Below are 13,399 nucleotides of genomic sequence, written 5' to 3'. Positions count from 1 at the left end.
GCCTGCTAGCGCTAACAGTCCGCTAGCAAATTACCCTCAGATGACCACCTGGGTGCCGATCTCCACCACGCGTCCGGTGGGGATGTGGAAATACTCGGTCGCATCGCTGGCATTGCGCGCCAGTCGGATGAAAATCCTGTCCTGCCAGAACCTTAGCGGACCGGACTTCTGTCCCAGCTTGAGCGAGCGGCGCGACAGGAAGAACGAGGTCGACATGATGTCGAACTTCCATCCCAGCTTCCGCGCCAGCGCCAAGGCCTTGGGAATATTGGGTTCTTCCATGAAGCCAAAGGTCACGATCACCCGGAAGAACAGCTCGTTATAGGCGTCGATCGTCACCTTCTCATCGTCAGGCACGCGCGGCGAGGTCGAGGTCCGCACCGTCAGGATGACGTTCTGTTCGTGCAACACCTTGTAATGCTTGAGAGAATGCAGCAGCGCCGTGGGCGCACCTTCGACGTCCGAAGTAAGGAAGATGGCCGTACCGGGCACGGTATTGGGTTTCTTCTTGGCGAGGTTGTCGACCAGGAACTGCAACGGCACCTCGTCCCGCCGGGTCTTCTCGGCCAGCCGTTTCCGCCCCGCCATCCAGCTCCACATGACCAGCGCGACGGCGATTGCGACGACCGCCGGGACCCAACCACCCTGGAACAGCTTGGCCGCGTTGGCGGCAAAAAATCCGCCGTCAATAAGGAGATAGACCGCTCCGAACAGGATCACGGCAAGCGGATGCCACTTCCAGTTGCGCCACATCACTACCACCAGCAGCGACAGCGTCACGATCATTACGCCCGACACGGCAATGCCATAGGCGTTGGACAAGGCCGCCGAGCTTCCGAACGTAACCACCAGCACCAGCACGCCGATCATCAGCATGGTATTGATCTGGGGCATGTAGATTTGCCCGCTCTGCATCGCCGAGGTGTGCTGCACCACCATGCGCGGCAGCATGTTGAGGGCGATGGCCTGCTGGGTGAGGCTGAACGTGCCCGTGATCACGGCCTGGCTGGCAATGATGGTCGCCATCGTGGCGAGAATGACGAAGGGCAGCAGACCCCATTCCGGGATCATCTCAAAGAACGGGCTCGAGACATTCTCGACCCCGTGGCTGATGACAAAGGCGCCCTGCCCGAAATAATTGAGCAGCAGGCAGGGGAAAACCAGGCCGAACCAGGCCAGCACGATCGGCTTGCGGCCGAAATGCCCGAGATCGACATAGAGCGCCTCGGCGCCGGTGACGGCCAGGAAAATCGCGCCGATGACAACGAAGGCAATGCCGAAATGCGTCGCCAGGAACTGCACGCCCAGGAGCGGATTGAGGGCCCAGAGCACCTCGGGATGCTGAATGATCTGTGCCACCCCGGCGACGCCAAGGGTCAGGAACCAGATGCTGGTGACGGGCCCGAAGACGATGGAGACGCGCGCGGTGCCGAAGCGCTGCACGGCGAAAACGCCCAGAATCAGGACAAGCGTGATCGGGACCACCCAGCGGGTCATGCCCGGTTGCACCAGTTCGACGCCCTCGACCGCCGAAAGCACCGAGACGGCAGGGGTGATGATGGCGTCGCCGAAGAACAATGCCGCGCCGAGCACCCCGAGCGCCGTGATCCAGACGGGTGGGTTGGTAAAGGTCTTGCGGGCCAACGCCATGAGAGACAGCGTGCCGCCCTCGCCCTTGTTGTCAGCGCGGGTGACGAAGAAAACGTATTTGACCGCAACAGTCAGCGTCAAAGCCCAGACGATGAGGGAGAGCAGCCCGAGCACTTCGATATTGGTCGCCGCGGCACCGGGCCGGACGGCCATTGCCTGGCGGAAGGCATAGATCGGGCTGGTGCCGATATCGCCATAGACCACGCCGATGGCGCCGAGAGTCAGAAAGGGCAGATTGCTGCGCACATGACCAGCCTGGTCGGTTGCACCCGCACCGGCGGCATGGCCGGTCGTGTCCGCTTGCGTCATGAGCTTTGAGGCTCTCGCTGTTATAGGCGGGCGCCGCTATACACCCGCCACCCGTCACAGACAACACCCGGCAATCCGAATAGTTCAAAACCGACAGGGGCCGCCCGTTTCCGGACGACCCCTGTCAGGCAAACGAGGACCCGATGGGTCTCCGTGATTATTCGGCAGCCTGTGCCGTCTGCGCAGCGGCTTCCTCGCGGGCAGCCTTGGTGGCCTGGCCCCACCAGACGAGCTGGTCGAGCATGTCCTTGGTGGAATTGCCGATCGAGCCTTCGATTTCGGTCAGCGTCTTGGTGCCGCCGAAGCCGGGATGAACCGCCATGAAATCGGCGCCGGCAATGTGGACGGCCGAGCGGGTTGAAACCATCTGCAGCTCGACACCGATGGTGCGCAGGTTTTCGATTGCGCGGGCGCCGCCAACAGTACCGTAACCCACAGCGCCGAACGGCTTGCGGTTCCACTCGTTATAGGCCTGGTCAAGCGCATTCTTCAGAGCGCCGGTAATGGCGCGGTTGTATTCGGCGACGACGAAGATGAAGCCGTCATACTGACCGACCTTCTTCTGCCAGGCGACAGCCTGCGGATTGCTCGACGGCATCCACAGGTTGGAAGCCATCTCGTCGAAGAACGGCAGATCGAAGTCGCGGAGGTCGACCAGTTCGGCCTCGATTTCCGGGCGTTCATTCGCCTTTTCCACGATCCACTTGGCCGGCACTTCGCCGAAACGGGTGGGACGGGTGGACGAGATGATGACGCCGATCTTGAGCTTGGACATTTGCGTGCCCTCCTTGGTAACAAATCGTAACTGAGGCGATATATGTGCCTGTCACGATTTACCTCAAGAGGGCACCTTGCTGTCAGCCGGGGACATCAGGGTGCCCCGGGCACAAAAAGGTAAGTGTAGGAAAACTCAACATATTTGACCAAAACGCCCACCGTGCATCCCCGCAGACGCGCACTTTGACATCTCGATGGACGGACTGTTCAGCGGAACGTGACAATGGGGTTCCGGCCTGCCTCGGCGCTGTGCGCTCACCACGCGCCAACCGACTTTGCCTGACGAAATAAATCCTGGCGGCAGATGCGCAATATACAATAGTGCTCGCCAATCTTGACGAAATTTCCGCACAGGCATACGCCATTGGCGCGGGGTTGCTTGGAGGGACAAATGAATTTCGCAAGGATTGCTCTGGCCGTCATAATGGTGGCGGCGAGCGTAGGTTCTGTTGCGGCGCTTGATCGTCGCGTCAGAATTAACAACCACTCATCCTATGACATCGTCGAATTCTATGCATCGCACAGGGATGCAGACAGTTGGCAGGAAGATATTCTGGGCCGTACGATCCTGCGGGCCGGCCATAGCGTCATGATCAATATCGACGACGGCACAGGCTACTGTATCTTCGACTTCAAGGCCGTCTTCGAGGACGGAGACGAGCTGGAAAAATACGGCAACAATGTCTGCGAACTGGCCGAGTTCAACTACACCGATTGACGACCGGGGCGCCCAAGTGGCGCCCTAGTTGCTTTCAAGCGCCAGGCGATAGGCGCGAACTGCCTCGGCAAAGCCGATCAGCAGGGCATCGGCCGTGATGCCGTGTCCGATCGACACTTCTGCAACGCCGGGCACGGCGACCTGGAAGGCAGGAAGGTTGGCCAGCGTCAGGTCATGTCCGGCATTGACGCCCATGCCCACCGAGAGTGCGGCGCGGCTCGTATCAGCCAGCATCGCCAATTGCCGCTCGGCCTCCGCGGCATCGTCGAAACAGGCGCCATAGGGCCCGGTGAACAATTCCACCCGGTCCGCCCCCGTGGCCTTGGCACCGGCGATTCCTGCGGCGCCGGCATCCGGGTCGCAGAACAGGGAAATCCGCCTGCCGGGGACCTTCAACCGCTCCACCACGGAGGTGAGAAAGCTGCCCTGGCCGACGAAATCCCAGCCGTGGTCCGAGGTAGCCTGCGCCGGATCGTCCGGGACCAGCGTCACCTGCTCCGGATTGACCTCCTCGATGAGCTCGAGGAAGTCGTCGCTCGGAAAGCCTTCGATGTTGAACTCGGCCTGCGGATAATCGGTCCGCAGGAGCGCCGACAGGTCGAAGACATCGGTGCGCCTGATATGGCGCTCATCGGGGCGCGGATGAATGGTGATGCCGCTGGCGCCGGCATTGAGCACGACGCGGGCAATGCCGGTGACGCTCGGCCATGGGAGGTCGCGGCGATTGCGCAATTGGGCGACGGCATTGAGATTGACGGACAGCAGGGTCATGGCAGCACTCGAGAATGTCGAGCCCTGCCATACACTACCCGGGGCACAAGGCCCAATCGAACCTTGTGATATGAACGATCAGGTTACGCTATCGAGCCAGGCCTGCAACGCCGCGGCAGGAGAAGCGAGCACCCTGCCCCGCGGATCAACCACCAACTCCGCAGCGCCGCTCATCGAGACCTGGGCCAGCGCCACCACATCCGCGCCATCTGACAAGGCCATCGCCGCCGCCTCGGCGATACGGTGCAGGTAGGCATCAACATCCCCGCCGCGAAACAGCGGCCAGGCGCCATCCACCATGCGCGTGTCGACCACCGCACCGGTTTCCACGGCCGCAGCCGCGAAGAGGTCAGTCGTCGGCCGAACGGTGGTCGGGGAAGCGCAGAGCACGGTGACTGCCCTGCCACTCCGGACGGCGGCGCGCGCCAGCGCAGCATCGACGCGTTGCACGCTTGCGCCATTTGCCAGCGCGCCGAGGCTGGAACAGGTGATCAGCACGCCGTCGTGGTCGGCCAGCAGCGCATCGATCGCCGCCGAGCCGCGCGCCCGGATATCCGCCGTAAGGCCGCCGGCCGCCTCCATGTCCGCGAGCAGATCTGCCCGCAGCGTGTGCGAAAGGGCAAGGGCGCCCGGACGAATGGCGGCCGCCGCTGCCTCCAGCACCGCCACATTGGACGGAGCGGTGTGGAGGCAGGCGATGCGGATCACATGCCCTCGGGGCCGCGCGAGATGGCGGCCAGGCCCGTGCGGACCACTTCCACCAGCCCAAGCGGCTGCATCAGGGCGATGAAGCTGTCGACCTTGGACGGCTTGCCGGTCACCTCGAAGACGAAGCTTTCGACTGTCGCATCGACGATCTGGGCACGGAAGGCGTCGGCCAGGCGCAGCGTTTCAGCGCGATGATCGCCGCTGCCACGCACCTTGATGAGCGCCAGTTCGCGCTCGAGATAGGCGCCCTCGGCAGTCAGGTCATGCACGCGATGCACCGGCACCAGCCGTTCGAGCTGGGTCTTGATCTGCACCAGAACCTTGGGCGTGGCGATGACGACAACGGTGATGCGACTAAGTCGCCTGTCGTGCTCGGTTTCGCTGACAGTCAGGCTCTCGATATTGTAGCCGCGGGCCGAGAACAGGCCCACGACCCGGGCGAGGATGCCCGGCTCATTGTCGACGAGGACGGACAGCGTGTGGCGCTCGGCCTGCTGGGTTTCCTGGGTCAGGAAGTAGGCCGAACCGGTCGGCTGCAAATGTGCGTTCATGGCAAATCCTCCGCAGCCGGCCGTCAGACCAGCTGGCGTCCCTTCTCGTCGATGATGTCGCCGATATTGGCCGTATCGGGCAGGATAATTTCATTGTGCGGCTTGCCCGACGGGATCATCGGCAGGCAGTTCTCGTCCTTCTCGACGATGATGTCGAACAGCACCGGGCCGTCATAGTCGATCATCTCGGCAATGGCCGCATCGAGCTCGGCCGGGCTCTCGCAACGGATACCCTTGCCGCCATAGGCTTCGGCCAGCTTGACGAAGTCTGGCAACGATTCCGAATAGGAATGCGCATAGCGCGAACCATGCAGCAGATCCTGCCACTGGCGGACCATGCCCATGCGCTCGTTGTTGAGGATGAAGATCTTGATCGGCAGGCGGTACTGCACCGCCGTCGACATTTCCTGCATCGTCATCTGCACCGAGGCTTCGCCAGCAATGTCGATCACCAGTGCATCGGGATGCGCCACCTGCACGCCGACCGCGGCCGGCAGGCCATAGCCCATGGTGCCGAGACCGCCGGAGGTCATCCAGTGATTGGGCTTGTCGAAGTGGAAGTGCTGGGCGGCCCACATCTGGTGCTGGCCGACCTCGGTGGTGATGAACACCTCCTTGCCCTGCTTCTTGGTCGCCTCATAAAGACGCTGGATGGCCCATTGCGGCTTGATCACGGTGTCCGAGTTCTTGAAATTCAGGGACCCGACATCGCGCCACTTCTGGATCTGCTTCCACCATGGCGCAATCGCCTCGGTGCGCGGCTGGTTGGTCTTGGAGCGCCAGATGCGCACCATTTCGGACAGCACGCGCTCGCAATCGCCGATGATCGGAATATCGACGCGCACGACCTTGTTGATCGAGGACGGGTCGATATCGACATGGATCTTGCGGCTATGGGGCGAGAAGGCATCGATGCGGCCGGTGATGCGGTCGTCGAAGCGCGCGCCGATATTGATCATGACGTCGCAGTCATGCATGGCGAGGTTGGCTTCGTAGGTGCCGTGCATGCCCAGCATGCCCATCCATTGCGGGTTCGAGGCCGGGAAGGCGCCGAGGCCCATCAGCGTCGAGGTCACCGGGAAGCCGGTGAGTTCCGCCAGTTCGCGCAGGTGCTCGGAAGCTTCCGGGCCGGCATTGATGACGCCGCCGCCGGTGTAGAAGATCGGGCGCTCGGCCTTGAGCATCATGTCCACGGCCGCTTCGATGGCGGCTGCATCGCCATCCATCTGCGGGCGGTAGGACTGGTGGCGGAGCGTGGCGAGGTCGGGCTTGTAGTATTCGCCCAGGGCGAACTGCACGTCCTTGGGAATATCGATGACCACCGGGCCGGGGCGGCCGGTTGTGGCGATATGGAAGGCCTCGTGCATGATGCGCGGCAGATCCGCGACGTTCTTCACGAGGTAATTGTACTTTGTGCAGGAGCGGGTGATGCCTACGGTGTCGCATTCCTGGAACGCGTCCGAGCCGATCAGATTGGTCGGCACCTGCGCGGTGATGCAGATCAGCGGTATGGAATCGAGCAGCGCATCGGTGAGGCCGGTGACGGCATTGGTCGCGCCGGGGCCGGAGGTCACCAGCACCACGCCGGGCTTGCCGGTGGAACGGGCATAGCCTTCGGCCATGTGCGTCGCGCCCTGCTCGTGCCGCACAAGGATGTGCTGGACGAAATCCTGCTGGAACATGGCGTCGTAGATCGGCAGGGCTGCACCGCCCGGATAGCCGAAAATATGCTGAACACCCTGATCCGTCAGCGCCTGGATCACCATTTCCGCGCCGGTCATTTTCTCGGCCATTTGCGCTTTCCTACTCCTCGGGCCCGCCGTACCGGGCGTTACGTCCTTGCCGCCTTAAAACCGCTTTGCCGGAAAAAAGGCAATAAAAAAGGCCCCGTCAGGGACCTGTTTTCGGCGCACCAGCTTACGCGCGGGGTGTTACCCCACGTTGCCGATGCGCCTACCTACTACGAGAATGAGTGCCCGCACGGGACCTCTCCAAACTTTAAGACGGCGCATTGATAGGGTGAGCGGCAAACAAAAGTCAAGCGCTCACACGGCCATGAGGCTCCGCCGGCCGGGTTTCCGTGCACAGCGATGTCATTTCGGCAATTAGTTGCTGGCAGAGCCGACCCGAGATGCTAAGGGCGAAGCCAACTCAAATATGACAGTTCGATGACATGAGCAAAAGCGCGCTGGACAAGGACCTGTTGCAGGTTTCCGGCTACGAATCCGCAAGCAACGCCCTGGGTCGCTCCCTCGCTGCCCCCGGCATAGCGCTGGTGTTCCTCCTGCTCGCGGGCGTGTGGGCAGCCTTTGCCATGGGCCAGGGTCCGGGCACCTATGTGGTGGTCATCGGCGCCCTGATTGCCGGCTATATGGCGCTCAATGTCGGCGCCAATGACGTTGCCAACAATATGGGTCCGGCCGTTGGTGCCCGCGCCATCACCATGGCCGGTGCATTGGTGATCGCCGCCATATTCGAGGCTGCCGGGGCGCTGCTGGCGGGCGGCGATGTGGTCAACACGGTCGCCCGCGACCTGCTGATTTCGCCGGAAATGGAAGCCCGCACATTCATCATGGTGATGATGGCGGCGCTTCTGGCATCGGCCCTCTGGGTCAATCTTGCCACCTATATCGGCGCTCCGGTTTCAACCACCCACGCCGTGGTGGGAGGCGTTGTCGGTTCCGGAGTGGTCTCAGCCGGCTTTGCCATCGTCAACTGGCCGATGATTGGCGCCATTGCCGCGAGCTGGGTGATCTCTCCGGTTATGGGCGGCATCATCGCCGCCCTGTTCCTGATCATCATCCGCGCCACCATCACCACCCGCCTCGACAAGATCACCGCGGCACGCGTTTGGGTCCCCATTTTTGTCGCCGCCATGACAGGCATCTTTGCCATGTACCTGGCCACCAAGGGCCTGAGCCGGGTGTGGAAGCCCGACCTGCCGACCACGCTCGCTCTGGGCATTGCATTCGGCGCCCTGGGCTGGCTCACTGCCATGCCATGGGTACGGCGGCAGTCGCGTCACATGGAGAACCGCAAGAAGCACGTGGCCAGCCTGTTCCGCCTGCCCCTGATCGTCTCGGCGGCGCTGCTGTCCTTTGCCCATGGCGCCAATGACGTGGCCAATGCCATCGGCCCCTTCGCTGCCATCGTCACCACCATCCAGACCGGTCATGGCGAAGTCGCCGGCATCTCCCTGCCCTTCTGGGTTTTGGCGATCGGCGCCATCGGCATTTCGCTGGGTCTCGCCCTGTTCGGGCCGCGTCTCATCCGCACAGTGGGCGAGCAGATCACCAAGCTCAACGAAATCCGTGCCTTCTGCGCCGCGCTTTCGGCGGCCGTCACGGTACTGGTCGCCTCCGCAATGGGCATGCCGGTGTCATCCACCCATATCGCAGTGGGCGCCGTGTTCGGTGTCGGCTTCCTGCGCGAATACATTTCGCGCCGCGACATGGAAGGCTCTGCCGTGCCGGTGAATGCTCGCATGGTCGACGCCAGCCAGCTCAATGCCACGCCCGAAGAAGCGCTGGCGAAAGCCCGCAAGGTGGAGTCGCGTTTGCTGGTCCGGCGTCATCACGTGTTCAGCATCGCTGCCGCCTGGGTGGTCACCGTTCCGGCGTCAGCCGCGCTGGCAGGCGTACTCTACTTCGTTTTGAGCGTCGTGATCCCGCAGTAGCGGCTCACGCTTCGCACAAAGCTTCAATCAGTTCGGGATCAGCCGCGTATGCAGTCGCTGGGCCAGGCGGCCGAGGGCCGGGTCCGTCAGGAGGCGCTTGGATTCGGAGAGGGTCGCCCAGTGACGCAGACGCTGGCCCTGTTCACGCCAGGTGTCGAGTTGCTGAGTGACCAGCAGCGGATAGAGATCGACGTCAACCAGCGCGACTCCATCGGCGCCCACACTGGCGCGGTAGCTGCCGATGGGTTGTTGCTCGATCGTGCCCGAAACGCCGGCTTCCTCCAGAGCTTCGAGGGCCGCACTCTCCCAAGGCTTCATATCAGGCTCGATGGCGCCCTTGGGAAATATCCATTTGCCGCTCCGCCGCGACGTGACCAGCAGAAACGCCACGCGGCCTTCTACGATCGCATAGGGCAAGGCACCGGCCTGCCGCAGATCCGATTGGGTCTCGACCCGGGGGCTCCAGTGCTTGAGAAATTCGCGCATTTGGCTTCCGCAAAAAGTCGTTGTCCGGCTGTTTGACACAACCGGACAATCAAAGTCCACGCGACAAAGGAAAGGGCCCCGAAGGGCCCTATCAATTCTGGGGATTAGCTCAGCAGGGTCAGATCGGTGGCCGAGACCTTGCCGTCGCGGCCGGTCTGCAGCTCGAAGCTCACCTTGTCGCCTTCGTAGAGGCCCTGCAGGCCCGAACGCTGAACGGCGGAGATGTGAACGAACGCATCCTTCTCGCCATTGTCAGGCGAGATGAAGCCGTAGCCCTTGGTGGTGTTGAAGAACTTCACGGTACCGGTGATTGCGGCCATGGAGACTATCCTCTTGGTCTGTTGTGCCGCTGATGCGGCGGAAGGGTTTGTCCGGGGTGTGCAAGTCCGGACTTACGGTTCACGAGATCAGGAGGTAGCCAAGTTTCCGGAAGAACCGGTCGTTAGATAGCGCAAGACAAGTGGCACGTGCCGCTTAGTATCTGTTCTCGGCTGATTTTTCAAGGCCTTACTCTGTGCACGCAAGAATAGAACGCCACTATAAAGTACACCCGGTCGGGGGGCCGACCGGGTGTCTGGCGCCTGGGGGCGCTTAACCGCAGGGGGCGCTGCGGTATGGAGGATCGCGTTAGCTCGGGCAGCGCGCGATGAACTGAGTACCATCGGTGCGACGATAGACGCACTCGGTACGGCTGGCGCCGTGATAGCCAAGCAGTTCGCCGGCAGCAGCGCCGGTAACCGCACCAATGCCGGCACCAACGGCGGCGCCCACGGCATTGCCGGAAACGGCAGCGCCAACAAGGCCACCACCGACGGCGCCGATGGCGGCACCCTTTTCAGTCGAGGTACAGGCAGCCAGCGAGAGCGCGGTTGCGGCGATAATCAGGATCTTGTGCATGAATTCCTCCAACGAGTACTCGCTTGAAAACGCGCTTTGCTCGGAAGGGTTCCACGGGCATTTTAATCTTTATTAAGTCGACTTCCAAAACGGCCGAAAAGTCCCGCTACGGCCAGTGCAAGCCAACCCAGGATCATGGCGCCACCGGCCAGCGGGGTGGCTCCCGGGAACAGCCCATGACCTAGGCATTCGCGCATGGCGAGGTCCGCGCCGAACAGCGCAGTACCAATCGCCAGCAAGAAACCAGCAGCCAGCAGCATGCGTCCACGGCCATAAAGAGCCAACACCAGCAGCACCGGCGCATGCGCCAGAAAAATCATGGCAATGGCGGACAGGTTGCGGCTTTCGCCATGCGATGCCCCGGCGGCGGCAGCGACGCCCGCTGCGCCCAGTAGACCCGCAAGGACCAGGAACACTCTGGCTGCCAGCATCGTCAACGCCCCTTCCTGCTCACTCGGCTTTCCCAGCGCCGCGGATTGCACTACAGCATGGCGCGCGAGTGAGAGATACGACCATGAGTGACAACGTCGCGCCGGCAAACCCGGCGCCAGATGCTATTCCGGCCGGCAATGGCTGGGCCGAGGAGCTGCGCGCCACCTTTTCGCTGGCCTGGCCGCTGGTGATCGCGCAACTGGCGCAGAATGCATTGCATACCACTGACGTGATCCTGCTCGGCTGGCTTGGCCCGACCTATCTGGCAGCGGGCACGCTGGGCACGACTTTCTTCATGCCGTTCCTGCTTTTCGGCGTCGGCGTCGTTGGCGCCGTGGCCCCGCTCGTCGCGCAGGCCCGGGGCGCCCGCAATATCAAGGCCATTCGCCGCATCGTGCGCCAGGGCTTTTGGGTCGCCATCCTCTTGGCCGCTCTGCTGCTGCCCATCGTTATGCAGATCAGGCCGATCTACCACTTCCTTGGCCAGGACCCTGTGGTGACCGGGATGGCCGAGCAATTTGTCCAAATCGTCGCCTGGTCGCTCTTTCCGGCCATCGGCATCATCACCCTGCGCTCGTTTCTGTCCGCCTTCGACGCGACGCGCGCCGTGCTCGTCATCACCGTGCTGGGCGTAGTGGTCAATGCACTGGTTGCCTATGCCCTGATCTTCGGCAATTTCGGCATGCCGCGGCTCGAACTGCGCGGCGCCGCCATCGCCACGCTGATCACCAACATCATCATGTTCCTGGTCATGCTGGTCTACGTGATCCGGCACAAGCGGTTCCGGCGCTTTCATATCCTGATGCGCTTCTGGAAGCCGGACTGGGGCTATTTCCGCTCGATCTTCGTCATTGGCACGCCCATTGCCCTCACCGTGCTTGCCGAAGTCGGCATGTTCACGGCGGCCGCGCTGATGATGGGCCGCATCGGCACCGACGAGGTCGCGGCACATGCCGTCGCGCTCCAATGCGCCTCCATGGCCTTCATGGTGCCCCTCGGGCTTGGCATCGCGGCCACCGTGCGCGTCGGTGTTGCCTATGGCCGCAGGGATCCGGAAGGCATCAGCAAGGCTGGGTGGATGGCCTTCATGCTCGGAACCGGCTTCATGGTCCTGTCCTGCCTCGCCTTCCTCGCTTTCGGACGCCCGATCGTGTCGCTCTTCCTCAATCCCGAAGTGGAAGCCAATGCCAATGCCGTCGGCCTGGCCGTCAGCTTCCTTGCCATTGCCGGCATCTTCCAGCTTGTGGACGGCGCGCAGGTCACCGCGGCCCACGCGCTGCGCGGGCTCAGCGACACCAAAATCCCGATGCTGCTGGCGATCCTCGGCTATTGGCTGGTCGGCCTTCCGACCAGCTATGTGTTGGGCATCGTGCTCGGCTGGCGCGGCATCGGCATCTGGACCGGTCTCGCCGTTGGTCTCGCCTTCGTTGCCGTTGTTCTGGCGACGCGCTTCGCGCTGCGCGAGCGGCTGGGGCTGCTGGAGCAGATCGGCGTCAGCCGGGCCTAGAGCGGCGCTCCGCCCAGCCCCAGGCGGGGCCAGTCGCCCATGCGGTTGCGGAACCAGGTCCGCTGCCGCTTGGCATATTGGTGGGTGGCGATGGTGGCGAGCGTGATCGCCTCATCGCGACTGTGGATGCCGTCCATCCAGTCGGAAATCTCGCGCACGCCGATGGCCTTCATCGCTGGCAGCGACGGATCAAGCTTTTGCTGGCGCAAGGCTTCCACTTCTTCCACCGCACCATTGTCGAACATGGCAGCGAAGCGCTGCGCAATGCGGTCGCGCAGCACCTCGCGATCGGGCGAAAGCACCAACTTCTCGATGTCCCAGCCTACGAGAAGGCCGGGCTGCTGATCCTCCTGGAAGCTCGACAAGGCGCGACCGGTGGCCCGCTTGACGGCAATCGCGCGGACAACACGCTGCGGGTCGGCCACCTTGAGCCGCTGCGCCGTTTCCGGATCCTCTGCGGCAAGCATGCGCATGCGTTGCGGCTCGTCCAGATCCTGAATCTCTTGTTGAACTTCAAGCGTCAGCGCGGTGGAGATTTCCGGCACGTCGGCGAATCCGTCTGTCAGAGCAGTGAAGTAAAGTCCCGTGCCGCCGACAAAAATCACCTCTCTCTGCGGATCGATCTCGCCAAGAACGGCTTCCACCGCCCGCACCCACTGCCCCGTCGAAAATCGCTCGGAGGCCGGGACCGCGCCGTAAAGCCGATGCTCGGCAAGCGCCTCGTCCGCCGCGCTCGGACGAGCGGTGACCACGCGCAAGGTGCCGTAGACCTGCATGGAATCGGCGTTGACGATGACCGCGCTGCCCGCTCGAGCACGATCGAGCGCCAGCGCCGACTTGCCGCTGGCAGTCGGACCCGCTATCAGCACTGCGCGCCTCTGGCCCGTCACCAGGTTCTCCCGAAAGTTGCTGTCACC

Annotated in this window: 14 protein-coding genes; 3 read left to right on the top strand and 11 right to left on the bottom strand. The window is 62.9% G+C overall.

Annotated elements, in window-relative coordinates:
* Positions 1-36 precede the first annotated feature (36 nt).
* Both JEQ47_RS03685 and JEQ47_RS03680 read right to left on the bottom strand, forming a co-directional pair.
* Positions 37-1,959 (bottom strand): potassium transporter Kup, encoded by a 1,923-nt coding sequence (locus JEQ47_RS03685; RefSeq protein ID WP_198875028.1) that lies wholly within the window; start codon positions 1,957-1,959, stop codon positions 37-39.
* 157 nt (positions 1,960-2,116) lie between these two features.
* Positions 2,117-2,734: an NADPH-dependent FMN reductase gene (locus JEQ47_RS03680; RefSeq protein WP_198875027.1), complete on the bottom strand. Its 618-nt coding sequence runs from the start codon at positions 2,732-2,734 to the stop codon at positions 2,117-2,119.
* A gap of 393 nt (positions 2,735-3,127) precedes the next feature.
* Between JEQ47_RS03680 and JEQ47_RS03675 the strand changes: the two genes are divergently transcribed.
* The gene (locus JEQ47_RS03675; protein WP_198875026.1) at positions 3,128-3,454 is read left to right on the top strand and encodes a hypothetical protein; all 327 of its coding nucleotides are present in this window, start codon (positions 3,128-3,130) and stop codon (positions 3,452-3,454) included.
* A gap of 24 nt (positions 3,455-3,478) precedes the next feature.
* Here the strand turns inward: JEQ47_RS03675 and JEQ47_RS03670 are convergent, their stop codons facing one another.
* The 4 genes from JEQ47_RS03670 to JEQ47_RS03655 all read right to left on the bottom strand — a co-directional run bounded on the left by JEQ47_RS03670 (position 3,479) and on the right by JEQ47_RS03655 (position 7,277).
* Entirely contained in the window at positions 3,479-4,225 is a 747-nt protein-coding gene (locus JEQ47_RS03670) for a pyridoxine 5'-phosphate synthase (protein ID WP_198875025.1), read from the bottom strand.
* A 78-nt stretch (positions 4,226-4,303) separates the two neighbouring features.
* On the bottom strand, positions 4,304-4,933 hold the full coding sequence (locus JEQ47_RS03665) for an Asp/Glu racemase (RefSeq protein WP_198875024.1): 630 nt from the start codon (positions 4,931-4,933) through the stop codon (positions 4,304-4,306).
* Entirely contained in the window at positions 4,930-5,484 is a 555-nt protein-coding gene (gene ilvN, locus JEQ47_RS03660) for an acetolactate synthase small subunit (protein ID WP_198875023.1), read from the bottom strand. The genes JEQ47_RS03665 and ilvN overlap by 4 nt, the downstream gene beginning before the upstream one ends.
* Positions 5,485-5,507: 23 nt before the next feature.
* Positions 5,508-7,277 carry an acetolactate synthase 3 large subunit gene (locus JEQ47_RS03655; RefSeq protein ID WP_198875022.1) on the bottom strand — a complete coding sequence of 590 codons (1,770 nt, stop codon included), beginning with the start codon at positions 7,275-7,277 and terminating at the stop codon, positions 5,508-5,510.
* A gap of 380 nt (positions 7,278-7,657) precedes the next feature.
* Between JEQ47_RS03655 and JEQ47_RS03650 the strand changes: the two genes are divergently transcribed.
* Positions 7,658-9,160 carry an inorganic phosphate transporter gene (locus JEQ47_RS03650; RefSeq protein ID WP_198875021.1) on the top strand — a complete coding sequence of 501 codons (1,503 nt, stop codon included), beginning with the start codon at positions 7,658-7,660 and terminating at the stop codon, positions 9,158-9,160.
* Positions 9,161-9,187: 27 nt separating this feature from the next.
* On the opposite strand, the gene JEQ47_RS03645 is transcribed toward JEQ47_RS03650, so the two are convergent.
* From JEQ47_RS03645 to JEQ47_RS03630, 4 genes are all read right to left on the bottom strand, one after another.
* The gene (locus tag JEQ47_RS03645) at positions 9,188-9,646 is read right to left on the bottom strand and encodes an NUDIX hydrolase (RefSeq protein WP_198875020.1); all 459 of its coding nucleotides are present in this window, start codon (positions 9,644-9,646) and stop codon (positions 9,188-9,190) included.
* Between the two features lie 104 nt (positions 9,647-9,750).
* Positions 9,751-9,966, bottom strand: coding sequence for a cold-shock protein (locus JEQ47_RS03640; RefSeq protein WP_046104661.1), 216 nt, complete (start codon positions 9,964-9,966; stop codon positions 9,751-9,753).
* A 307-nt stretch (positions 9,967-10,273) separates the two neighbouring features.
* Complete coding sequence (locus JEQ47_RS03635; RefSeq protein ID WP_198875019.1) at positions 10,274-10,543, bottom strand: YMGG-like glycine zipper-containing protein; 270 nt, start codon at positions 10,541-10,543, stop codon at positions 10,274-10,276.
* A 62-nt stretch (positions 10,544-10,605) separates the two neighbouring features.
* Positions 10,606-10,974, bottom strand: coding sequence for a DUF423 domain-containing protein (locus JEQ47_RS03630; RefSeq protein WP_198875718.1), 369 nt, complete (start codon positions 10,972-10,974; stop codon positions 10,606-10,608).
* An 83-nt stretch (positions 10,975-11,057) separates the two neighbouring features.
* Between JEQ47_RS03630 and JEQ47_RS03625 the strand changes: the two genes are divergently transcribed.
* Positions 11,058-12,482 (top strand): MATE family efflux transporter, encoded by a 1,425-nt coding sequence (locus tag JEQ47_RS03625; RefSeq protein ID WP_198875018.1) that lies wholly within the window; start codon positions 11,058-11,060, stop codon positions 12,480-12,482.
* Here the strand turns inward: JEQ47_RS03625 and miaA are convergent.
* On the bottom strand, positions 12,479-13,372 hold the full coding sequence (gene miaA / locus JEQ47_RS03620; protein WP_328768092.1) for a tRNA (adenosine(37)-N6)-dimethylallyltransferase MiaA: 894 nt from the start codon (positions 13,370-13,372) through the stop codon (positions 12,479-12,481). The two genes, JEQ47_RS03625 and miaA, sit on opposite strands and share 4 nt — an antisense overlap.
* Positions 13,373-13,399: the final 27 nt, after the last annotated feature.

This window comes from Devosia sediminis (assembly GCF_016411825.1).
Lineage (GTDB): Bacteria > Pseudomonadota > Alphaproteobacteria > Rhizobiales > Devosiaceae > Devosia > Devosia sediminis.
This window is presented reverse-complemented; position numbering and strand designations above follow the sequence as displayed.